This is a genomic window from Myxococcus sp. NMCA1, from assembly GCF_026810205.1.
In the GTDB taxonomy this organism is placed as follows: Bacteria; Myxococcota; Myxococcia; order Myxococcales; family Myxococcaceae; genus Myxococcus; species Myxococcus xanthus_A.
The window spans coordinates 7,460,987-7,483,932 of the sequence record NZ_CP113950.1 but is presented as its reverse complement, the minus strand read 5'-3'; the positions used below and the strand labels follow the sequence as shown (position 1 = coordinate 7,483,932).

At 67.8% G+C, this 22,946-nt stretch carries 17 protein-coding genes and 2 pseudogenes; 5 read left to right on the top strand and 14 right to left on the bottom strand.

Annotated elements, in window-relative coordinates; genetic code table 11:
- Positions 1-11 precede the first annotated feature (11 nt).
- A complete protein-coding gene (locus OZ403_RS30875; RefSeq protein WP_140794870.1) occupies positions 12-1,241 on the bottom strand; it encodes a Glu/Leu/Phe/Val family dehydrogenase in 1,230 nt (409 codons plus the stop codon).
- 71 nt (positions 1,242-1,312) lie between these two features.
- Between OZ403_RS30875 and OZ403_RS30870 the strand changes: the two genes are divergently transcribed.
- Complete coding sequence (locus OZ403_RS30870) at positions 1,313-1,825, top strand: helix-turn-helix domain-containing protein (protein ID WP_140794869.1); 513 nt, start codon at positions 1,313-1,315, stop codon at positions 1,823-1,825.
- Between the two features lie 4 nt (positions 1,826-1,829).
- Here the strand turns inward: OZ403_RS30870 and OZ403_RS30865 are convergent, their stop codons facing one another.
- On the bottom strand, positions 1,830-4,259 hold the full coding sequence (locus tag OZ403_RS30865; protein ID WP_140799742.1) for a DEAD/DEAH box helicase: 2,430 nt from the start codon (positions 4,257-4,259) through the stop codon (positions 1,830-1,832).
- Between the two features lie 68 nt (positions 4,260-4,327).
- On the opposite strand from OZ403_RS30865, the gene OZ403_RS30860 reads away from it, so the two are divergent.
- Positions 4,328-5,434, top strand: a complete 1,107-nt coding sequence (locus OZ403_RS30860) for a sigma-70 family RNA polymerase sigma factor (RefSeq protein WP_140799741.1) — start codon at positions 4,328-4,330, stop codon at positions 5,432-5,434.
- 90 nt (positions 5,435-5,524) lie between these two features.
- Positions 5,525-6,076 (top strand): hypothetical protein, encoded by a 552-nt coding sequence (locus OZ403_RS30855; protein WP_140794866.1) that lies wholly within the window; start codon positions 5,525-5,527, stop codon positions 6,074-6,076.
- Between the two features lie 21 nt (positions 6,077-6,097).
- Here OZ403_RS30855 and OZ403_RS30850 read toward each other — a convergent pair whose 3' ends face one another.
- From OZ403_RS30850 to OZ403_RS30835, 4 genes are all read right to left on the bottom strand, one after another.
- The gene (locus OZ403_RS30850) at positions 6,098-7,666 is read right to left on the bottom strand and encodes a beta-ketoacyl synthase N-terminal-like domain-containing protein (RefSeq protein ID WP_140876987.1); all 1,569 of its coding nucleotides are present in this window, start codon (positions 7,664-7,666) and stop codon (positions 6,098-6,100) included.
- A gap of 19 nt (positions 7,667-7,685) precedes the next feature.
- Positions 7,686-9,119, bottom strand: a complete 1,434-nt coding sequence (locus tag OZ403_RS30845) for a hypothetical protein (RefSeq protein ID WP_140794864.1) — start codon at positions 9,117-9,119, stop codon at positions 7,686-7,688.
- Between the two features lie 79 nt (positions 9,120-9,198).
- The gene (locus OZ403_RS30840) at positions 9,199-9,903 is read right to left on the bottom strand and encodes a hypothetical protein (protein WP_140794863.1); all 705 of its coding nucleotides are present in this window, start codon (positions 9,901-9,903) and stop codon (positions 9,199-9,201) included.
- Between the two features lie 32 nt (positions 9,904-9,935).
- Positions 9,936-10,199, bottom strand: a complete 264-nt coding sequence (locus OZ403_RS30835; RefSeq protein ID WP_140799739.1) for a molecular chaperone DnaJ — start codon at positions 10,197-10,199, stop codon at positions 9,936-9,938.
- A 57-nt stretch (positions 10,200-10,256) separates the two neighbouring features.
- Here OZ403_RS30835 and OZ403_RS30830 point away from each other — a divergent pair, with 57 nt between their 5' ends.
- Both OZ403_RS30830 and OZ403_RS30825 read left to right on the top strand, forming a co-directional pair.
- Positions 10,257-11,015 (top strand): DUF4159 domain-containing protein, encoded by a 759-nt coding sequence (locus tag OZ403_RS30830; protein ID WP_011555815.1) that lies wholly within the window; start codon positions 10,257-10,259, stop codon positions 11,013-11,015.
- Between the two features lie 27 nt (positions 11,016-11,042).
- Positions 11,043-13,322: a glutamine amidotransferase gene (locus OZ403_RS30825; protein WP_268782444.1), complete on the top strand. Its 2,280-nt coding sequence runs from the start codon at positions 11,043-11,045 to the stop codon at positions 13,320-13,322.
- A gap of 55 nt (positions 13,323-13,377) precedes the next feature.
- On the opposite strand, the gene OZ403_RS30820 is transcribed toward OZ403_RS30825, so the two are convergent.
- The 8 genes and pseudogenes from OZ403_RS30820 to OZ403_RS30790 all read right to left on the bottom strand — a co-directional run bounded on the left by OZ403_RS30820 (position 13,378) and on the right by OZ403_RS30790 (position 22,930).
- On the bottom strand, positions 13,378-13,932 hold the full coding sequence (locus OZ403_RS30820) for a superoxide dismutase family protein (protein WP_268782443.1): 555 nt from the start codon (positions 13,930-13,932) through the stop codon (positions 13,378-13,380).
- 115 nt (positions 13,933-14,047) lie between these two features.
- Positions 14,048-15,616 (bottom strand): HsdM family class I SAM-dependent methyltransferase, encoded by a 1,569-nt coding sequence (locus OZ403_RS30815; protein WP_268782442.1) that lies wholly within the window; start codon positions 15,614-15,616, stop codon positions 14,048-14,050.
- A gap of 438 nt (positions 15,617-16,054) precedes the next feature.
- Positions 16,055-17,212 (bottom strand): annotated as a pseudogene (locus OZ403_RS30810) (IS4 family transposase).
- A 918-nt stretch (positions 17,213-18,130) separates the two neighbouring features.
- Positions 18,131-18,499: a hypothetical protein gene (locus OZ403_RS30805; protein ID WP_268782441.1), complete on the bottom strand. Its 369-nt coding sequence runs from the start codon at positions 18,497-18,499 to the stop codon at positions 18,131-18,133.
- A gap of 151 nt (positions 18,500-18,650) precedes the next feature.
- Positions 18,651-19,091 (bottom strand): transposase, encoded by a 441-nt coding sequence (locus tag OZ403_RS30800; protein ID WP_268782440.1) that lies wholly within the window; start codon positions 19,089-19,091, stop codon positions 18,651-18,653.
- A 97-nt stretch (positions 19,092-19,188) separates the two neighbouring features.
- A pseudogene (locus OZ403_RS39835) lies at positions 19,189-19,392 on the bottom strand (DUF6444 domain-containing protein); the annotation flags it as partial.
- Between the two features lie 105 nt (positions 19,393-19,497).
- Positions 19,498-21,921, bottom strand: a complete 2,424-nt coding sequence (locus tag OZ403_RS30795) for a protein kinase domain-containing protein (RefSeq protein WP_268782439.1) — start codon at positions 21,919-21,921, stop codon at positions 19,498-19,500.
- Between the two features lie 181 nt (positions 21,922-22,102).
- A complete protein-coding gene (locus OZ403_RS30790; protein ID WP_140794856.1) occupies positions 22,103-22,930 on the bottom strand; it encodes an ion transporter in 828 nt (275 codons plus the stop codon).
- Positions 22,931-22,946: the final 16 nt, after the last annotated feature.

Here is a 22,946-nt window from a genome sequence, read left to right as displayed (position 1 = left end):
GGCGGGACGCGTCAGATGCCGCGCAGCACGGTGGCCTTGCCCACCCGGCCAATCGCCAGGATGTACGCGGCAGTCCGCATGGAGACCTTCCGGGAGCGCGCCACCTGCGCCACGCGCTCGTAGGCCTCCTTCATGGACTTCTCCAGCTCCGCGTTGACGCGGTCCTCCTCCCACGACAGGTGCTGGAGGTTCTGCACCCACTCGAAGTAGCTCACCGTCACGCCGCCGGCGCTGGCGAGCACGTCCGGCACCACGAAGATGCCGCGCTTCTCGAAGATTTCGTCGGCCTCCGGCTGGGTGGGGCCGTTGGCGCCTTCGATGATGAGCTTGGCGCGCACCGCGTGGGCATTCTCCCGGGTGAGCACGTGGCCCAGCGCCGCGGGGATGAGGACCTCACAGTCCGCGCCCAGCACGTCATCGTTGCTGCACGAAGCACCACCGCTGAAGCCCGCCACCGTGCCGGTGCGCTTCACGTGCTCGAAGAGGGACGGGATGTCCAGGCCCTGCGGGTTGCGCACGCCGCCCAGCGCGTCCGCCACCGCCACCACCACGCCGCCGTCCTCCCAGAGGAGCTGCGCGGTGTGGCCGCCCACGTTGCCGAAGCCCTGGAGCGCGAAGCGCGTGCCCTTCACCGGCAGGCCCAAATCACGCAGGATTTCACGCGCCACGTAGAGCAGCCCGCGGCCGGTGGCGGCCTCGCGGCCCTTGGAGCCGTAGAGTTCCAGCGGCTTGCCCGTCACCACCGCGGGCGAGTGGCCGTGGTAGCGCGAATACTGGTCCATGATCCACGCCATCACCTGGGGGTTGGTGTTGACGTCGGGGGCGGGGATGTCGCGCGTGGGGCCGATGACGTCCTGCACCTGGTCCACGAACTTCCGGGTGAGGCGCTCCAGCTCCTTGATGCTCAGCTGGGACGGGTCGCAGGCGATGCCGCCCTTGGCGCCGCCATAGGGGACATTCACCACGGCCGTCTTCCACGTCATCAGCGAGGCGAGCGACGCGCACTCGTCCTGGTCCAGCATCGGGTGGTAGCGCAGGCCGCCCTTCATGGGGCCGCGGCTGTTGTCGTGCTGAATCCGGTAGCCGAGGAAGGTGCGAATCTCCCCGGAGTCCATCTCGATGGAGACCTGGACCTTCACCTCGCGCAGGGGCGTGGCGAGCAGCGTTTCGATGGGGGTGCCCACGTCCATGATCCGCGCGGCTTTGCGGAAGTAGTAGTTGGTACCCTCGACGGCGCTCATGTGTCGGCAAACTCCTGGATGGCGGCGCGCGAGACCTTAACAGAAGGGGTGCGCTACCATAGGAAACTGCCATGCCGCCCGAACCGCCGGACGCTTCCACCGTGAGCGGACACCTCCAGGGACTGGCCCGGCGCATCCGGACACTGCGGGAGCGACGGGGACTCACCCAGGAGGACTTCGCCGCCCGCTGCGGCATCTCCGTGTCCTTCGCGTCCCTGCTGGAGCGGGGCGAGCGCAGCCCCAGCTACGAGACGCTGCTCCAGGTGGCCGCCGCGCTCCATCTCCCACTGTGGGAACTCTTGCGGCTGGAGGACACGCAGGACGCGGGTGGCCACCGGCTGGAGGCCTTCGTCCGGGGGCGCGGCCTGGCTCGCGCGGACGTGGACCGGTTGCTGTCGGTGGCGGAGGTGATGTTCGACGAGCCCACGTGGGCAACGGAGGACATCCAGGCCGTCCGGCCGGAGCCCGCCCGCTGCGGCGAGCCCGGCTGTGAGAAGCCGGTGCTCGCCCGGAGCCTGTGCGCCGCCCACTACCACCGTGAGCGGCGCAGGAAGGCCGCCAGTCCAGGGACCGGCGGCACCTGAGGGACTACTTCCGCTTGGCCTGCTCCACCTTGAGCGTGCGCTCGCCGTGGGGCTTGCCGTGCGTGGTCTCGAAGGCCGCCACGTCCTCGTCGGCGACGAAGACATACGCGTAGGTGGGGCGCAGGTCCGTGCGCAGCACCTTGCCAGCCGGAGCGCCCGCGGCCTCCAGCGCGGCGGCGACGCCCGCCTCGTCTAGCCCGTCCTGCTTGCCCAGGCCCACCCACAGACGCGTCTGGCCGGGAACCTCCGGCAGGGCCTCCGTGCGGGGACGGCGCTCCGTGCGCGCGCCACGCGGACGGTGACGCTCCACCTTCAGCGCCTTCTCGCCGTGGGGCTTGCCGTTGACGGCCTCGAAGCCGGGCGCGTCCTCCTCGGCCACGTAGGCGTAGCCGTAGGTGGGGCGCAGCAGGGTGCGCAGCACCTTGCCGGCCGGAGCGCCCGCGGCCTCCAGCGCGGCGGGCAGCTTCGCCTCGTCCATGCCGTCGTCCATGCCCAGGTTGATCCACAGCTTCGCCTCGCCGGGGCCCGCGTCCGGAGACGGGGGCGGGCGGGGCGTGGCGTCACGCTCCGTGCGCGGCTTGCTCTTCTCCACGCGCAGCGTCTTGGTGCCGTGCTGCTTGCCGTTGATGGTCTCGAAGGCGGCGGCGTCCTCCTCCGCCACGAAGACATAGGCGAAGGTGGGGCGCAGCTCGGCGCGCACCACCTTGCCCACCGGGGCGCCCGCGTCTTCCAGCGCCGTGGCGATGCTGCCCGGCCCCAGGCCATCCGCGGTCCCCAGGTTCACCCACAGCTTGGCTTCGCCCGGACCCGCCTCCAGCGCCGCCGCGCCGCGGCCACTCTCGCCGCCGCGCTCGCGCCGCGCGTCGTCACGGCGGGGCCGGCGCTCGCGCTCGCGCTCGGAGGACTCGCCACGCTTCTCGCGCCGGTCGTCGCGCTCCCGGTCGCGGCGCTCACCGCCACGCTCCTTGCGCTCGCCGCGCTCGCGCCGGCCGCCCTCGCGGCTCTCGAACTTGCGCTCCTGCGGAGGCTCACGCCCCTCCGCCGCCATCGCCGCGGCGGCCTTCTCCATGCGCAGGTGGCTGAAGAAGTACTTCAGCAGGAAGGCGATGAGGTCGTCGGCGTCCGCGCGGGGCTTGAGCTGCGCGGCCAGCGGCAGGAAGCCCTCGAAGACGGAGCCGCCCGCGGCCTCCTGGATTTCGCGCACGTGGCGCTCCGTCCACAGGCGCATGGCCTCTTCCGGGGCCGGCATCTCGCGCTTGTCGAACTTGATGCCGTACTTCTTCTCCAGCGCGGTGTACGTGGCCAGCTCGCGCCCGGAGAAGAGGTTGATGGCGGTGCCCTTGTTGCCGATGCGGCCGGTGCGGCCCACGCGGTGCAGGTACACCGCCGGGTCCTCCGGCAGCGAGTAGTTGATGACGTACTCCAGGCCGGAGATGTCGATGCCGCGCGCCGCGATGTCCGTGGCGACCATGAAGGCCACCTCGCCGCGCTTCACCTTGCCCATGACCCGCTCGCGCTCCTTCTGCGGCAGGTCGCCATTGAGCAGCTCCGCGTCGAAGCCGTTGCGGTTGAGCACCGCCGTCACCAGCGCCGTGTCATCCCGCGTGTTGCAGAAGATGATGGCGTTCTGCGGCTCTTCCTTCTCCAGCACGTAGATGAGGTTGCGCGGCTTGGGGAAGGCGTCCGACACGTCGTAGCGGATGTGGTGGATGTGCTCCACCGTGAAGACGTCGCCGGACAGCAGCAGCGTCTCCGCGTTCGTCGTGTAGCGCGCGATGAGGTTCTGGATGTCCGTGGGGACGGTGGCGCTGAAGAGCAGCACCTGGCGCGTCTTCGGAAGGCGGTCGAGGATGCGCGTGACTTCCTCGTAGAAGCCCTGGTTCAGCATCTCATCCGCTTCATCCAGGACGGCGTGGTCGCACGCGTCGAGCTTCAGGTTGCCGCGGTTGATGTGGTCGAACACGCGTCCCGGCGTGCCGACGATGATGGGGGTGCCTTCCTCCAGCGCGTCCTCCTGCTGCTTCATGGAGGCGCCGCCGTAGATGGCCGCGATTTTCAGCCCCTTGTGCTTGGCGAGCATCTTCAGCTCGTCCGCCACCTGGAGGGCGAGCTCGCGAGTGGGGCATAGGATGAGCGCTCGGACGCGGCGCTCATCGGCGGGAATCTTCTCGAGCAGGGGTAGGCCGAAAGCGGCCGTCTTACCGGTGCCCGTCTTGCTGCGAACGATGAGGTCTTTTCCCTCCATGGCGGGCCGGAAGGCGCGGGCCTGGACAGGGGTGGGGTTGGTATAACCGCGCTCCGCCAGGGCGAGGCGGATGGGTTCTGACAGGTTCATGTCGTCGAAGCCGATGTCCGCGATGTACTCGGCGGGACGCGTCGGGGCTTCGTCAGGCGCCGGACTCCCCGGCACGTTTGGCTCTTGGATGTCGCTCATCAGGCATGGGCATAGCCCCTGCATTACCCTGTGGCAACAATCGCGGCACTTTGCTGTATGGAGCCCCCATGGCGAATGGGAGGAAAAGAACCAAAGGTACGTCCCCCCGACCCCGCGTGAAACGGCCGGCCTCGCCCGGGGCTGGCGACGTCGTGGACGCCGAGGTGGAGGGGGCGGAAGTCGAGGCTCAATCGGACCCGGATTCCCTGGAGCCGGACGCGGCGGAGCTGGCGGAGGTCGAACCGGAGGCCGAGCTGGACACCCCCGTGGTGCCCCCCCGGGCGCTCGTCCGCTCGGCGGAGACGGGACTCACGCCCAGGGACCCCCTCCAGGCCTACATGGCCGAGGTGCAGCGCCATCCGCTCCTGACGCGGGAGGAAGAGCTCCAGCTGGCCCGGCACTACAAGGAATCCGGGGATGTGAACGCCGCCTACCGGCTGGTGGCGTCCAACCTGCGCCTGGTCGTCAAGCTGGCCCATGAGTACCACCGCAACCCGTTGTCCCTGCTGGACTTGGTCCAGGAGGGCAACATCGGGCTGATGCAGGCGGTGAAGAAGTACGACCCCGAGCGCGGCGTGAAGCTGAGCAGCTACGCCGCCTGGTGGATTCGCGCGTACATCCTTCGCTACATCATGGACAACTGGAAGATGGTGAAGCTGGGGACCACCGAGGCCCAGCGGAAGCTCTTCTTCAAGTTGCGCCAGGAGCAGGAGAAGCTCATCGCCCAGGGCTTCGAGGCCAGCCCCAAGCTGCTCGCCGAGCGGTTGAACGTCACCGAGCAGGACGTGGTGGAGATGGACCAGCGGCTGGGACACGACGAGATGTCCATCGACGCGCCCCTGGGCAACGACGACGACTCGCGGACCACCCGGGCGGACCGCTACCTGCCGTCCAACTCGATGCCGGCGGACGAGCGCCTGGGCGCCGAGCAGCTCAAGGCCCTCTTCCGGGAGAAGCTGTCCGAGTTCGCCCGGACGCTGGAGGGCAAGGAGCGCTTCATCTTCGAGAGCCGCCTCGTCTCCGACGAGCCCCTGACGCTCCAGGACATCGGCGACAAGTACGGCGTCAGCCGGGAGCGGGCCCGGCAGATTGAAGCGGCCCTCATCAACCGGATGCGTGAGTTCATGCGTGAGCACATCCCGGACTTCGACCTGGTGGCCAGTCCCAAGGCCTGACGGCGGGGGAGGGGCGAGGCATCCGGCCGGGCACTGGCGATATGCTGGGGGCGCCCGGCCGTTCTCCTCGCACCTCCAGGGGACCCCCTCATGCACCGCTCCACCCGCCTCTCGGGAGTGTGTCTCGTCGTCGCCACGTTGCTGGCGCTCACGGGTTGTTCCGGCTCGATGCGCAAGAACTACGTGCGTGACAAGGCGGCCAGCCACGTCTACCGCCAGGAGTTGGCGCAGCTGTGGCCCCACGTCCAGGAGGTGCTGCGGGGCCACGGCTACTCGTGGAAGGAGATGCCGGGCCGCTACGTCCTGGAGACGGAGTGGCTGGACTCCGGCGGCGGCAGCCTGGGCCCAGGCACGGCGTCTCGCTTCCTGGTCCAGGGCATCGTGCTCACCAGCGGCGGCACGGCCCTGCGGGTGATGCGCGGAGACCGCATCACCCAGTCCATTGGCGTCGGTTACGTGGACAAGGAAATCAAGACGGACGAGGACTACGCCCAGGCCGTCAACAGCAGCCAGGCCAGCGGCGTCCTCCCCACCCGGCAGAACTACTTCCGGGACCTGGAAATCGAGCTGGAGATTCTCCGTCGCAGTGACCCGGAGGCGGCCGCGCGCTTCGACGCGGACGCGCTGGCCGCACACCCCTGAGTCTCGCGGCGGACCCCGCCCCTACTTCGACCAGGGGCGGGAGATGACGCAGGCGTTGATGCCGCCCACGCCCATGGACAGCTTGCCCGCGCAGCCCGCGGGCGCCTCGACGGCTTCGTCGAAGACGAAGCGGCCGTGCACGCGGGAAATCTGCTTGTTGAGCTCCGCTTCCTTCAGCGGCGTGGGGAACACCTTGCCCTGGCCGTAGCCCAGGTACTGCGCCGTCAGCTCCCAGCCGCCGCCGGCGGACATGCCGTGGCCGAAGGTGCCCTTGCGCGCCGTAATCAGCACCTGCTCGGGCAGCACGTCGCGCAGGTTCTGGACCTCCAGGTAGTCACCCGGGGTGGCGGTGGCGTGCAAGTCCCAGCTGCCCACGTCCTCCGGGGCGCAGCCAGCCGCGGCCAGGGCCTCGCGGATGGCCAGCGTGGGGCCTTCCTTGGACGGGGTGATGATGTGGTCGGCGTCCGCGGTGACGCCCACCGCGATGGGCTCCATGCCCAGCGGCTTGAAGCCCTTGGCCGTGAAGTGCTCCAAGTCACCCAGCACCCACACCACCGAGCCGCCCGCGATGTGCGTCCCGCGCAGCGCGGTGAGGGGCTTGGAGATGGCGGCGTCCGCGGAGATGACGCGGGCGTTGTAGAAGCCGCCCACCGTGAGCGGCATCGGCGGCGGGTCCGTCATGCCCATGACGACGGCCTTCGCCTGGCCCAGTTGAATCGCGTTGATGGCCAGCCGCAGGCCGTAGCCGAACGACGAGCACGCGGCCACCGGGGCGAACGTCATGCCGGTGATGCGGCCCATCATCGAAATCTGCGAGGCCGGCGTGTTGTGGATGTTCCACAGCACGTTGGAGGACACGGCGTTCCACGGCGGCTCCGGCGACATCCACTTCTTCTGGAGCCGGGCGTTGCGCGTGCGCTTCTCCTTGATGACGGCCAGCTTGGCGGACTCCACGTCGCCGTCCTCGGGCACGCCAATGGCTTCGATTTCGCGCAGCTCGTCCAGGTACTCGCGCAGCTCCGGCGAGCGGCCCGCCCAGAAGTGCCACCACGCGTCCTCGGCCTCGTCGCGCGTGGCCTCGTCCACCGTGGACGGCTCCGGCGGAAGGCCGGGCAGTGGCTCCTGCGTCTCACGCCACTTCCGCAGGGCGCCGTTGCGCTCCGGCGCGGACCAGAAGCGGTCCCACCGGCGCTGGGCGCGGTACAGGTCCAGGGAGATGGAGCGGATGGTGGGCAGGTCGCCCAGGCCGGTGCCCACGTAGACGTGCGCGCGGGGCCCCAGCGCCTGCAGCTCCTGCTCCAGGCCCGGGTTCTGCGCCAGGGACTGGATGAAGGCGCCAATGGCGAACTGGGTCGGCTGGCCCATCTTCCGCTCGAGCTGCGAGAAGCGGCTGCCCGGGAAGCGCGCGTCAATCCACGGCTTGTAGTCGGCCAGGTCGAACTCCGGCATGCCGACGAGGAAGTTGTCGGGGCCGAAGCCATTGAAGGGGGACAGCCAGCTTTCGGACGACGAGAGGTTGCGCTCGAACGCCTCGATGTTCCTGGACCGGGGGGCGACGACGCCCCAGCCGAAGATGCCTACTCTGCGCACGTGTGATTGTCCTTCGCCGCTAGGGGGCGAGCGGCTGAATCTTCAAGTTGTCGAAGTGAACCCGGTTCTTCCAACCGGAGAAGCCGAAGTACTGATTGCGTGGGCCCTCCAGCGGGACGGGGTCCTTGAGCGTCAGGTAGGGCTGGCCATCCAGCTCCCACGCCAGGGTGCCGCCGTTGCGGGTAATCTTGATGTGGTGGCGCTTGCCGGGCACCACCGCGGCGCCATCGCGCACCGCCCGATCATTCGTGTGCTCGTTCTGCCGGGCGATGGCGGACTGGGTGTTGCGCCAGCCACCGAAGATGATGACGTACCCGGTGGCGGTGTACTGCAGCCGCAGGTCGCCCGCGTAGAACGAGCGCCCGTCGCCCCACACCTCCACCTTGATGTCGCCCTCCGGGTTGTCCGTCCAGGCGTCGAATTCAATGGTTGCGTTGGTGGGAATGGGCTGCTTCAGCCACACCGGCCGGTTGTGCATCAGCTCCACCACCAGCGCCCCATCCACCAGTTTCACCGCGGAGGGGTTGGTGGCGTTCCACGCGTCACCCAGCGTGTCGCGGTTGAAGTCGTCCGCGTAGGGGCCGGGGGGCGGCGTGGGCGCGCGCGGCGCCGCCGTGAAGGGCAGCCGGTCCGGCGTGTCCACGCGCAGGTTGTCGTAGAAAATCTGGGACTCGAAGCCGGACAGGCCCAGCCGGTCCTGCCCTGGGCCCTTGAGTGGGAAGGGGTCGTCCAGCTCCAGCATCAGCTCGCCGTCGACGAACCAGCGCAGCAGCGAGCCCCGGCGCTCGATGCGCCAGTGGTACGTGCGCCCCGCCTGCACCGGCTGGCCTCGCAGCTCCACCCGGACCTTGGTGTTCTCCTTGAAATAGCCGCTGGCCTTCAGGTCCACGTTCTCCTGGCCTCCGCGAGCGGCGCGGCGCCGGAGGGCGTCCAGGGAGGGCGCGTTCATGTCGCGCCGGCCAATGACGGACGTGGAGTTGTTCCACCCGCCCTGCACCAGGATGTAGCCGGAGGCCGGGTCCACGCCGTTGCCGAAGAGCTCCACCCGGATGTCACCGGCGGGCAGCTCCGAGCGAACGTCGAATTCCACGGCGACGTCATCCGGCAGCGGGGCCTGCAGCCACAGCGGGTTGTTCTTCACGCCGGGAGCGAGCAGTTCGCCCTGCAGCACGCGCCAGTAGCCACCCGTGGAGAAGAAGTCGCGCTCCACCACGCCCGGGTCGGAGAAGTCCTGCGTGTAGGGCAGCTTCGCCGTCACCTCCGCCTGTCCGCGCAGCAGCGCGTAGTGGATGAGCGGGAACTGGATGACCAGGATGAGGCCGACGAGCACGGCCCACCCCTTGCGAGTCAGTCCCGTCGGCTTCACCCACGCGGTGCTCGCGGGAGGCTCCTGCCGGGGAGCGGGCTCCGTGGGGGACTCGTGCTGCTTCTCCTGACGCCTGGCCTGGCCCATCAATCCTTCCGGGGGGAAAGGCGGCGGAATCTACGCCCCGGGCAGGTGGACGTAAAGCACGGCCACCAGTCTCTGGGGGCTACTTGACCCCCCACCGTTTTTCGAGCGCATGTTGCTCCGCCTGCCGCACCTTGAGCCGCTCACGCTCCGCGCGAAGCTTGTCCGCCTCCTCGGGAGAGGGCCGGACGGCCAGCTGGTACACCGCGCCGGCCACGGCGAAGAGGCCCGCGGCGATGATGACGCCCCAGGGCTTGCTGGCCACCGCCTGCACCACGCCGCCCACCTGATGGAGCGCCGCGAGCGCGCCGATGACGAGCATCCACGCACCCACCGCGGAAGCCACCATCACTGCCACTGGGCGTTGCAGCATCGCGCCCACCAGCCCGCCGATGATGAAGCCCGGCACGAAGCCCAGCAGGAAGTCCTGCTGCCCGGCGATCTGCCCGGCCAGCAGGCCCAGCGGCACCCCCACGCCCAGGAAGGTGATGGCCGTGGGGAGCAGGAAGCCCAGCGCCATCAGCACCGCGGCGGCGATGGTGGCCATCTTCGTCACGTCCGGCAGGCCCAGTTTCATGACGAGCACGGGCGTCCACAGCAGGCCCAGCACCGCGCCAATGGGGCCCGCGAGCACGCGGAACAGCTTGCCCCCACCGGCGACGAGCAACGTCACGCCGGCGACACAGCACACGATGCCGGCCCACATGGGCAGCATCCGGTAGATGGCCACCCAGCCGGTTGGATTGAACGTCTGGTAAGCCCCGAGGGCCTGGAGGAGGCCTTCCATGGCAGATTCTCCTTGATGCGGTCCGCCGAAGCTTACGCGTATCGGACGATTGCGAGTACGAGCAGGAGCACGAAGACGGTGGCGGCGAGCAGGGCGAAGCCGTAGAGGGCGCGCGGGGTGGCGGTGCGCCGCAGCAACTCCTCCGCCTCCGCGCGGTCCTCGGCGGACGGACTGCCCGCGAGGATTCGCTCGGCGTCGCGCCGTGCACCAGCCACGTCGCCCGCCTCCTTCCGGGCCCAGGCGGCATGTGCCTCCGCCGAGCCGGGCGCCGGGGGCGTCTGTCCGCCTTTCGCCATGACGCCGTTCTATACCGGGGAATGCGCATACCCGTCGACGGTATATAGATACGCCCTATGTCCGCGCGGCGTCTGACCCGTCGAAACCTCTTGCTCGGCACCGCCGCGCTCGCCCCACTGCTGGCCCGGCGGGCGCATGCCTTCGGTGAGAAGAACCGCTTCATCCCCGCCGTGGCCCGTCACAAGGGCCGCTGGGATACACGGCTGTCCGGGCTGCGCCGCATCGCCTGGGAGCTCCAGCGCCGCACCTCCGTGGAAGTCGTGCCGGACGCGCGCCCGTTTCCGCTCAGCTCACCGGACCTCTTCGAATACCCGTTCCTCTACTTCGGCGGCGAGGGGGAGTTCCCCCCGCTGGAGGAGGCGGAGGTGGCCAACCTGCGCCGCTACCTGACGTACGGCGGCTTCATGCTCGCGGACGCCAACGACGCCAGCGACGGCGCCGGCTTCGATGCGTCCTTCCGCCGGGAGATGGCGCGGGTGCTGCCGCAGAGCCCGCTGGCCGAGGTGCCGTCGAAGCACGTGGTGTTCAAGTCCTTCTTCCTGCTGGACGCGGCGCCCGGGCGGGTGCTCAACAAGCCCCAGTTGATGGGCTGCAACCTGGGTAAGCGCGCCGCGGTGCTGTACTCGCAGAACGACCTGGCCGGGGCGTGGAGCCGCAACGAGTCGGGTGACTACGAGTTCGACGTCTCGCCGGGTGGCGAGCCCCAGCGCGAGCTGGCGGTACGGCTGGGCATCAACGTCTGCATGTATGCCCTCTGCCTGGACTACAAGGACGATGCCGTCCACCTGCCGCTCATCCTCAACAAGCGGCGCTGAAGCACCGGCCCTCCGCCGAAAGCCTGGATGAATTCCCCCACGTTCAACGCCTGGAAGCTCGTCACCCTCTCGCCATTGCCACCGTGGGCGTTGGTCCTGCTCGCCCTGGGGCTGGTGCTGGGCGTGGCGCTGGCCGCCTGGGGCGTGCGCCGTGAGCCCTCGCGCGGGCGCCGGGTCCTGCTCTGGGCCCTGCGCGTCGGAGCCGGCCTGGCCGCGCTCTTCTTCCTGCTGGAGCCCGGCATCCGTCACCTGCAGGTGGCGCGCATGAAGAACCGCGTCGCGGTGCTGGTGGACCGCTCCGCGTCCATGAGCTTCCCCGCGGAGGTGGGCGGACGCACGCGCTCCGAAGAAGTGGCCGACTTCCTGGAACGGGCGGCGCCGCGCCTGGCGGAGCTGCAGGACCGCTTCACGGTGGAGCTGTATGGCTTCGACCCGGAGCTGGCGCCAGTGACGCCTGAGGCGCTGAAGACGCCCGCGCGCGCGGGCACCACGGACCTGCTCGCGGCGGTGCGTGCCGCGGCGGGGGCGGGGCAGGGCTCGCGCAAGCTGTCCGGGGTGCTGCTCTTCAGCGACGGCGCGGACAACACCGAGCTCAAGGCGGGCGTGGTGGGCCGGGCGCGCGCGGCGCTGGCGGACCTGAACGTCCCCGTCTCCACCTTCACCGTGGGGCAGGAGACGCTGAAGGACGTCGCCGTGGAGGGGCTGAAGGTGGATGACTTCGCCTTCGTGCGCAACTCGCTCACCGTGGAGGTGGAGATTCACGGCCGCGGCTTCGCGGGGCAGGACATCCCCGTGGTGCTCAGCCAGGAAGGCAAGACGGTCGCCAGCAAGGTGGTGCGGATGGAGTCCGCGGACGACGTGAAGCCCGTGGCCTTCACCTTCACCCCGGACCAGACGGGGCGCTTCGTCTACACGGTGACGGTGCCCACCTTCCCGGGCGAGGCCGTGGCGGACAACAACACGCGCTCCTTCACGCTGAAGGTGATTCGGGACCGCGTGCGCGTGCTGCTGGTGGTGGGACGGCCCTCCTGGGACGAGCGCTACCTGCGTGGCCTCTTGCGCCAGGACGCCAACGTGGACCTGGTGTCCTTCTACATCCTGCGCACGCTGTCGGACGACCCGGGCGTGGTGAACGACCAGCGCGAGCTGTCCCTCATCCCGTTCCCCATGGAGGAGATTTTCGACACGAAGCTGGACACCTTCGACGTCGTCATCTTCCAGAACTTCGGGCACTCGGACCCGTCGCTCTCCATCGCCGAGTACGAGCGCAACCTGGAGCGCTACGTCCACAACGGCGGCGCCTTCGTGATGATTGGCGGCGACAGTGTGCTGGGCGAAGGCCGCGCCACCATGCCCACGCTGATGGAGGCGCTGCCGGTGGCGGCCGCGGGCCCCGCCAACCTGGACGCCTTCAAGCCGCGTCTGACGCCCGAGGGCCTGCGCCACCCGGTGACGGGCATTGGCATGGGCGCCGCCAGCACGGAGGCCGCGTGGGCGGAGCTGCCGCCCATCCCTGGCGCCAACATGACGCAGGCGCGTCCGGGGGCCACGGTGCTGCTGGACCACCCGCACCAGACAGTGGGCGGGAAGAACGCGCCGCTGGTGGCCGTGTGGGACTACGGCCGCGGCCGCTCGCTGGTGATGGCCACGGACGCCTCCTGGTACTGGGCCTTCGCGGCGCACAAGGATGGCTCGCCCAGCCGCGCGTATGACCGCTTTTGGGGCAATGCGCTCCGGTGGCTGGTGAGAGACCCGGACCTGACGACCCTGAAGGTGACGGCGGACCCGCCGTCCGTGGAGCCGGGCCGGCCCGTGGGTGTGGTGGTGCAGGCGCGGATGGCGGACTACCAGCCGGCGCAGGACGCGCAGGTGCGGGTGGAGCTCTTCTCCGTCGCCACGCAGAAGCCGGTGGCGGTGCAGACGGGCACCACGGGGACGGACGGCGTGGTGCGGCTGGAGTTCGAGCCCCCCGCGCCCGGGCCCTACAAGCTGCTGGCCTCCGCGAAGAAGGGCGAGACGGACCTGGGCAAGGGCGAGGACGCGGTGGCCGTGCGCGCCGTGGGGCCCGAGTTGTCGGACGCGTCCGTGCGGCCGGAGTTGATGGCGCAGCTCGCGAAGGAGACGGGCGGCAAGTCGTACAAGCTGCCGCAGGACGGCCTTCCGGATGTGCCGCTGTTGGATCCGCCGGTGGTGGAGGTGGGCCGCGCCAGGGACCAGCCGCTGTGGGACCGCTGGTACTACCTGGTGGCGCTCATCGCGCTGCTGGGCGCGGAGTGGTTCGCCCGCCGGCGCTTCGGCTACGTGTGACAGCGGCCTCTCCCAGGGCGAGGGAGAGGCCCGGTTGCTTCTCGCGTGGGGCGGACTACGACTTCTCCACCACGCCGCAGGCGATGCGGCCGCCCGCGTCGCCCGTCGGGTCGGTGTGGTAGTCGTCCTCCTTGGCGTGCACCACCACCGCGGAGCCGTCCTTGTCGAACAGCGACTTCAGGGTGAGACCGTTCTGCGAAAAGATGTCGAACTGCACCGTGCCGTCGCTCGCCACGTAGAGGTTGGGCAGGTCGCCTTGGTGCTTGCCCTTGGGCGCCAGCAGGCCGTGGGCCTTCTTGCTGGGGTTGAAGTGGCCGCCAGCCGTGGTGAAGGCGGGCCCCTCGCACTTGCCCACCTCGTGGATGTGGAAGGCGTGCTGGCCCGGCGGCAGGTTGCTCAGCTTGCCCTTGATGAGGACGCCTTGCTGGGTCTGCTCGAGGGTGATTTCGCCCACGTCCTTGCCCTCGGAGTCCTTCACCTGGGCCTTGGCCGTCTGGCCCTTGGGCTGCGTCTTCTTGTCCGCCGGCGGCGGCGTGCCCGCGGCCTCCTTCGCCAGGGCGGGGAGGGCGGCGGTCAGTGCGGCGGCGGTGAGCAGGGCTCGAATCTTCATGAGTGTGTCTTCCTCCTGGGGACGTGCGCTACGGAGCGAAGATGGACACTAGCGGTTGCTCGTGCCCGCCGCTGGGGAAAGCAAGCGGGCACGCGAGCCATCTGCCCTGTAGCGCTCACTCCTCCGTGAGGGGCACGGGCACCACGCGAGAGGCGCCGAAGGCGGGCGCCCAGATGCCTTGGACTTCCGGCCCGTTGAGGAATCGGACCAGTGCCTGGAAGGCGGGCAGGGGGCCGCCCAGGCGTTCGGCCCACGCCAGGCCCTGGGGAGAGAGGTTGGGCACCAGCGGGCCCAGTTCGTCCCGTGTCTTCACGGACCGGGTGAGGCCCAGGCCCTCGTCGCGCAGGCGCTGCGGCACATAGAGCGGGGCGAAGCGCGCGTGGCGGTGGTCATGCACGCAGCCTTCGTCCTCCAGCAGCGCTGCCGACAGGGGCAGCTCGCGCACGTTGAAGAGCAGCTTCACCGCGCCCAGGTGCGGGTCATAGGGGCCGCGCAGCCGGTGGTCGCCACGGGGGACGAGCCGCCGGTCCAGGTAGCAGTAGGCGCGGGCCTCGGGGGGAACGCTGCCGCGGTGGCGCGCGCCGCCGTAGCGATAGAAGGGCCGCACGTAGCTGGCGTCCACCTCCAGCGGTGGCCCGGCCTTCAATGCGCGCAGCTTGGGCATCAACTCCTCTGGCAGGCCGTGCGCCTTCGCGAACTCGGGCAGGGCTTCTTCCGGCGTGGCCGCGAAGTCCTTCACGCGCGTGAGGAGCCGCTCCGGGTCCGCGTCCACCAGCAATTCGTCGAAGCGTGTCTTCACGCCGGGGAGGCTGACGGGGACGAGCCGTGTCAGGGGCTCTCCGCTCTGTCGCCAGCGGGCGTCCAGGGCGGAGGCTTCGGGCGCGGTGGGCGCGAGCCGCCACTCGGGGGGCTCGGGGGTGAAGTGAGTTCCGATGCCCCGGCGCTCGAAGCGCGGGGCGGGGTGGGGGCCCGGGAGGGAGCTCCACACGGTGATGCAGGTCCGCACCTGCGTGCCCGCGAAGGCGCCGGGGCCCAGGTCCACCACCTCGCGCAGGGAGAGCGTCTCCAGCAGCGACTGGCGCAGCGGCGCGTACATGAAGGCGTCGAGGAAGCTCGCCGGGGTGATGAAGGCGAGCGCGCCGGGCCGGGTGGCCAGCCGGTGCGCGGCCACCAGGAGGAAGAAGGCGAAGTCGTCACGCAGGCTGGTGCCGGGCATCAGGGCCAGCGGGAGCAGGGCGCGCAGCCGGGCGTAGGTGCTCGGGTCCTTGAGCACGGAGGAGGTGCCGTTGTAGGGCGGGTTGCCCACCCACAACTCCTGGTGCTCCGGCGGAGTGGTGGCGAGCAGGGGCTCCAGTCCGTCTCGCAGCGCGTCTCCCGCGCGCACGGTGGCCTCGGGCACGCGGGCCTGGCAGAGGCGGGCGACCTCGGGGTCCAACTCGAGGCCGCAGAGCCGGACGCCGGGCCGCAGCCGCGAAGCGGCGGTGAGGAAGGCGCCCGCGCCGCACGAGGGGTCCACGACGGTGAGGGGGCCTCCGCCTACGTGCTGGAGCGCGAGCGCGAGGGTGCGTTCCGCCAGCGGTGCAGGCGTGAAGAAAGCACCCACGGCCTTACGGTCCAGGCTGGGGAATTGAAGGACGAGCTTCTCCTCATCCACTTCCAGCGGCCTATGCGCGGTGCGTGGCATGGAACCGCATCCTACCCAGCGTGGTGCGGAGTGAACGTCGGGGGCCTGCTTTCTGGCGGGTGTTTCATCGAGTTGTGCGCTTGGCATCAACAGACCTGCCCTGGAGTCGCAGATGGCGGCTGCTTTCGGTGCGAGTCCTTGGCTCTGATGAGACCGAGATGAAGCGCCCCGTTGTGGCGCTGGCACAGGTTGGCATGCATCGCGTCGGCGCGGGGCTTACACGGGACGCGCATGGGCCATTCCCTGCGGCGGGAGCCGCTGCCTCATGCCGTGGGCAGTTCTTTGGGATTCGGTACGCAGCAGCTCATGCCAATGTCATGGGCCTATCGATTGTGTTCGGGAGAGAGGCACGAACATGATGTGGGCAAGGGTCGCTCGGGTGTTGGTCTTGGTTGCCTTGAGCGCTTGTGGCGTGGGTGAGGGGGCTGAGCCATCCCCTCATATGAAGCCGAGAGTTTCCTGGAAGACGGGGTGGCGGTGAAGGAGTTCGGCGAAGCGCTCGACGAGCGGAAGCAGTCGCTCCTCCCTCATCATGGGGATGGCCTGGTAATACATGCAGCCCTGACGGAAGAGTGAGTAGGTGCGCGTCTTGGCCGTGTTGGCCTTCAATCCCTTCTCCATGCCAAGGCTCTCTCCTGCGGCGCCCAGCAGTGTCAGCAGGACCTGAGCCAGTGCGCTCACCAGCAGCAGCCTGTCGCGCCGCTCGGGACTCTTCACGCGCACCGCGGACAGCCCCATGCCGAATCTCAAATCCTTGACGTCCCGGAACGTCTACTCACACGAGAAGCGTCGGGAGTAGAGGTCCACCACCTGGCGCGCGCTGGCACTGCCCAGGCTGGTGGCCAGACACCACGGCTCCTTCATGCCCTTCTGGTGCACCAGCACCACCGCCGGCACCGGCATCCGGTCCGCCGTGACGTGCACATTCGTCAGCTTCTTCGCGTGCCCGCTGGTGGGCATCCACTCGACCGCCGGACACCGAGAGCCGCCGGCTACCTCCACCTGCACGTTCTTGCGAAAACGCACCACGTACTCGAAGCCCGCTTGCGCCAAGAGGGCGTACAGCCGCTGGTCCGCGAAGCCCCGGTCCGCCAGCACCGTCACCTTCACCCCGTCGGGCACGCACTCCTTGAGCCGCCGCAGCAGCTCATCCTCCGCCTGGGCCCGGTTGCCCGCCAGGGCGCTCTTCTGAAGCGTCAGCCACAACAAGGGCGTGGCGCGCCCATGCGAGGTGAGGAGGCTGGCCACCAGGCTGGTGTGGTCATCGGCGTCGAAGTCCGTCCAGTCCAGCGCCACCAGCGCCTCGTCGCGCTCGGCCAGCACGTACGGCACCCATGCGGCCGCCAACTTCCACACGTCCACGGCTTCGTTGGACAGCAGCCGGTCCACCTGCTTGATGCCGTGCTTCTGCACGCCGCCCCGTGCCCATGCCAGCGCTTGGCCAATGGCGTGCACCGACAAGGAGGCCGCGTGCACCACGCCCAACGTCGCGTGCGACAGCGACAACACCCGCTTGGCGTGCAGGTCCTCCTCGAACAAGTTCGACAGGAACGTCCGCACCTGCTCTTCGTTGATGGCCACCTTGCGTACCAGCATGGCCTCTCCTCCTGCCTCCCACCACCCCACCTCGCACGGAGCCGGCTGGCAGGCGGCTGGTGAGCAGCTCGCTGAAATGAGGGGATCGCTCAGGTGAGGGGGATAATGAGCCCAAGGAGCCAGTGGGCGGTTCTTGTAGTGAGAAGCCGCCCAACAGTCATGGGCCGGGGTAGTGGATCGCAGCGGGGTCACCGAAGCTGTTCGTCGCGGCGTGCGGCCAAGCGGAGCGCGTTGCGTAGTTGGAGGGCGGCGCCCCCGCCGCCCTGAAGGAATCAGGAAGAAACGAGGTCCGCTGGTGGGGTGAATTCTTACCCGGCGGCCGCACGCGAGCATCCTCGCGCGTTCATGAGCACCGGCAGGGCGGTGCGGGCAGGGACAGCGCGCGGATGAGTCATCGGAGAGTCGACTACGAGCGAGGCCTCATTCGCGGCTGCGTTCGCCGGGACTGCGCCTCGCGCTTCCGCAACGCACGGAAACCACAGATCCAAACTCCTATCCTTCGTGGCTATGCTTCAACCACATCCAGATAAGTACTCAGTGGGCCGATGATCGGGCGACGGCTGTACCACCAACCTCTGTTCGCTTTCGGCATGAGGAATTCTGACAGGCTTCGGCCCCCATCGTCTCGGGTGGCCTTGCGAAACGTCTCATCGGCTTCGTTGACCAACCTCTGCAGCAGCTCGCTGTGAGGCCCTGGGAGTCTTTTGATGGTGGCCTCAAGCGTATCCCGGGAGTGCAGAGAATATATGTAGTCGTCAATCCCGCCCGTGTATTCGCCAAGGGTGTATGCCAGATCCTGCCAAAGTGCGAGGCTGTGCCCGACTGGATGACCGCGCCCCACCCAGACGTGGGCCCGCATGTACGCGGTCATCTCCTTCAGAACTGCAAGTTCGGCTTCGGAACATCGCGGCTGAATGCTCATGAATACACACAGGTGACAGCATCTTCGCAGTATGGATGAATTTCGGATGCGTCCAGTTGCTTCGGTTGATTTTGAAAGTTCTCGATGTATTGTTTGAGAGTGGATGCGCCGGTGTCCGGGGGCCTCGGCCTGAAGACGGTGTCCAGGTCAGGGTGGTTTGGATCGTGGACTACAATAGTTCCAGTGTCAGGGGCAGTGAATGCAGTTTGATTGCCGCTTAAGGCAATGACTCCTCCCTCGGTCTCCTTGGTTGCTTGAACTATATCGTCAATGAACTGAGGAAGGTCCTCCCTTTCAATGTCAATTTCATCGAGCTCTTTGTTGTGCTTGTCTTGAGCGCGCCCTTTTCCAATAGACTCTCCCAAGGTGGGAGTTGTCCTCCACCAGCACCAGCTTCACCGCCCCGGCCTTGAGCTCCGGCGAGAACTCTCGGCGCGGCCTCCTGGGCTTCTTCGGCCTCTCCTCGTTTGCGGACATCCCGTGCTCCTTCCATCACATCAGCGAGGTGGCCACCACTCACAGCCAGGCCAGTCGGCCCTCCTGCTGCCAGGGCGTCTCGTCTCCATGCGCCAGCTGCTGCGCGCACACGTGCCGGTGCGCCTCCTCCACCGGGGCTTGCAGCGCCGAGGCCATCTGGGCCTCCAGGCGCGGTACCTGCCCCAACCCTACCGACACCCGCAGCACGTCCGCGAAGAAGGACTTCACCAGTCGCTTCGACAGGCGCATGGCCCCCGTCAGGTAGGCCGTCAACGCCACCAGCCTGGGGCCGAGCATCCCCGACGGGACGCCCTCGGGCAACTGCGCCACGTGCCACTGCCCACACCCGCCGCAGCAGTCAGCGTGCAACTGGTACTCCACCACCTCCGGCACCTCCCACACCTGATGCCGCAGCACGGGCGAGGCGCCCGGTTTCACCCGCACCGGGCCACCGCACCCAGCGCAGGGGCCCGGCGTCACCGGCACCACCTTTGTCGCGCGCCTCGGTGGGAAGCAGCTCTCGCCGCGTCCTCTTGTGCCTGGGCTTCCCGCCTCGCTTGCGCCCCTTGCCCTCGCGCGCCTTACGCTTCACCCCGGGGCCGTCGCTGCTGGGCGGCTTGCTGCTGTTGGTGCTGGTCGCATTCAGCCGCGACTTCAGCTCCGCGACTTCCGCCCGCAGAGCGGCGAGTTCCGCCCGCAACTGCTCGATGAGCGCGGCGCGCGCGGCGACCGCCGCCTCCAACTGCGCGATGCGTGTATGCTTGGCGTCGGGGCCTGCCACGCATCGCCGTCTTCCACGTCTCCTTGTCCCACGTCGAGCGCCAGCCTGCTCGCCGGCTGGGCCCCAACTCCCCCTCAGCCAACCTCAGACCTCTGAACGGGTACGCTAAGGAGCGTTCTGTGCACGTTCCAGATCAGCGATGAACTCACCCGCATCCGCGTAGCGTTCACCGCGTTCCAAGCTGGTTGCGCGACGTAGGACATCCTTGATGTGCGGGGGACAAGAGAGCTGATTAAGAAAGCGTTCGGGGCTCCTCATCAGTTGGTGGAAGGGGAGCTCGGCTCCGTGAAAACCGAAGATGGCCGTCATGCCTAGTCCATAGACGTCCGCCCTCGCATCTGCGTCTTGAGGGCGTTCAAGGCACTCCGGTGCTGCATATACGAGGGTCCCCAAGGCGCCTGTTCGGGTGCCGCCCGTCGTGTCGGCTGCACCCACAAGATCGAAGTCGGTGAGAAGTGGACGTACCTGCTCGTCCAAGAGAATGTTTGCAGGCTTCACATCTCGGTGGATGATCCCCTTCGAGTGCGCCAGTGCAAGGGCCTCTCCGATACGGAGGACGATGGGAACAATCTGGTCCGGCGTGACGACACGCTGGAGCACTGCCTTATGGAGATTCCCCCCTGCTACGTACTCCATGACAAAGTAGTGAAATCCACCATCTTCACCGTGTTGAGCTAGGACCCGGACCACGGCTGCATGCTGAAGTTCATCCATTCGGCGTGCTCCGCGGAAGAACCGGTCCCTCCGATCCTGATCGCCAGCCAGGTTTGCATGCAGCACCTTAATTGCAATGACTGTCTGAGTCGTCTGATCAAGTGCTTTCCAGATGGTGCCAAAGCCCCCACGGCCAATGGGCTCAATCAACAAGTAACGGTCACCATTGCCCAGCCAGCCACCCGCTCGCAGTTGCCCTCCCTCGCGGAGCTGGCGGCGAAGCGCTAGGATCTCTTGCTCCACCTGGGAAGTGTTTGCCCCAGAGGATTGGAGGCGCTGCTTCCGTGCCCTTGCCCCCTCGATCTGGCCGACCAGATAGCGGGTTTGCTCATCGGGATATTGGGGGGTGATCGCAGACTTCGCCGATGCGCTACCTGAGAAAACGTTCTCAGGAAGGACAAGCCCATAGGCCAGGAAATCCGCGAGCACTACCGCGGCGGTGCGGGAGGCAAACTGATGGAATTGGTCATCCTTGAATTTGTCACCAAAGTCCGAGATCCCTCTGATGACCAGCCAGGGGATGTTGGCGCGGCGGCATGCGGCAACCAATCCTGCGGCCTCCATCTCACCGACTTCAACCTTGCCGTGTTGCTCCCTCCTGACAGCCCGGAGTTTTGCAGGATCGCGCAAGAGCTTTTCTCCACTAGCGATCGTTGCGGCACGCGCAGTGAGAGTCGAGGCGACACGGCTTCGGTACTCCTCCTCTTTTCCCGGTGATGCTGTAGGGAGCTTGCCGCCCACGTCGAGAAATCGCGCGTTGAGCCGGGAAGAATCGGGTCGATAGGTGATGACATCCTGATTCATCGAGTGCGGGAGTCGATCAATCTCAGGACGGTGCTCAAAAGTTGATGCGCCTCCATCTCCAGGCGAAACGATTGCCCCTGGCTCATAAGCAACGACGCGCTCAGAAAGGACAACGTCTCCGATCTGGACCTTGCCCTCGATTCCAGCGGCAATTCCCATGAGAATCAGCACGCGCGGTCGATGGTGTGCGATCACGTCATATGCCGCTGCGGAAGCGTCGTAGTTGCCAGGACCACCAATACATGTCACTACGAGCCGATAGTCCCGTCTGGTTATCTGAGACCGGAGCGAGCCGCGGAAGTACACCGTCCCTCGTGCGTCTTTTTCCCGCTGCGACTCGGGGATGTCGAGCGTTTCGAGTACTGCGAAGAGCTCCGGCTGGATGACCGTCACGATGGCGACGTCCAAGCCAGATGCAGGGGAGGACTCCTGGTCAGTGTGAAGCGGTGGCTGGGCTGAATAGAGACTTGGGCTCGCCGTCCCCATAAATCCCTTGATCCGCTGTTGTGCCCGCGGATCCTGTGCAGGGACTTCTGCCCACCTAGGCCACTGCTCTTGTGACACGTTCCTCAAGAGGGCGAGTCCGTCTACGTCGAAGTCCCACAGATATCCTTGCTTCACCGCACGTTTGATGGTGATGGGGCCTGAGGATGGCTGCAGCATCCTCAAGCAGTCGGCCAATGCTACTTCAAGATCGATGGGCGCCTTCAAGGGGAAGTACTCGACGGCGGCCTGCCATTCGCTGTTCTCCGTAACGAAGGCTTCCGCCGTCACGCGCCCCAATGCCCGGATCCTCTTGGCGTAGTGGACGAGCAGATCTCCTGGCTTGAGTTTACTCACCCTCGTCCAGTGCGAGAACTCACCACCACTGGAGCTCTTCTGGGGGGCACGGACATAGCCACCCTCTCGTTCTTTGTCGTAGGTGAAACCCTGGTTGACCCAGAAGACCCTCGGGAGTTCTCGCGAGGATGCGGCATCGGCTTCGAGGGAAATAGACTCCACGGCCTGCATTGAACACCGGGAATCCCCCCTTCGGGAAGGTGGGGCTACACCAACAGCCTGCTGAGGATGGCGCGGCTGGCGGTCGCATATACCGCCGGGGCGGCCCGTCACCGCGGGCTACCACTCAAGGTAGTCGAGAGTGCTGGGAGGCGTCCGCCATGCCCCCAGTGCAGATTTTCTCAATCGCCTGCTACAGCCCGTGGCCGCAGTGCTTGCAGAAATGCGCATCCAAGTCATGCCCCTGCTGGCCACAGGCGGGGCACGCCCGGTTGTCTACCGCGTGCCGCGTGGCGGCGGCCAGCTCCACGGAGACGATGCCCGTGGGCACCGCGATGATGCCGTAGCCCATCACCATCAGGATGGAGGCGATGAACTGCCCAGGTGCCGTCTTGGGGGTGATGTCGCCAAAGCCGACCGTCGTCACGGTGACGATGGCCCAGTACATGGCGCGCGGGATGCTGTCGAAGCCGTTCTCCTGGCCCTCCACCACGTACATCAGCGCGCCCATGATGACGACGATGGTCAGCACGGTACCCAGGAAGACGGTGATTTTCGGGCGGCTGGCGCGCAGCGCGGTGAGCAGCACCTCCGCCTGGCCGAGCAGGTGCGTCAGCTTGAGCACGCGGAAGACGCGCAGCAGCCGCAGCACTCGAATCGCCAGCAGGGACTGCGCCCCGGGAATCAGCACGCTCAGGAAGGTGGGCAGGATCGCCAGCAAATCCACCAGCCCGAAGAAGCTGCGGGCGTAACGCAGCGGCTTGCTGACGGAGAAGAGCCGGAGCAGGTACTCCAGGGTGAACAGGCCCGTGAAGAACCACTCGACGCCGAGCAGCACGCTCCCGTACTGGGCCCGCACCGAGGCGACGCTCTCCAGCATCACCGCGATGATGCTGAAGAGGATGGCCCACAGGAGGCCGACGTCGAATGCCCGGCCCGCGGGCGTCTCCGCCTCGAAGATGATTTCGTGCAACCGACCGCGGAGGCCCTCGGTGGGGCCCTGCTCTGAGGCGTTGGACACGGGCCCAGTGTAGGCG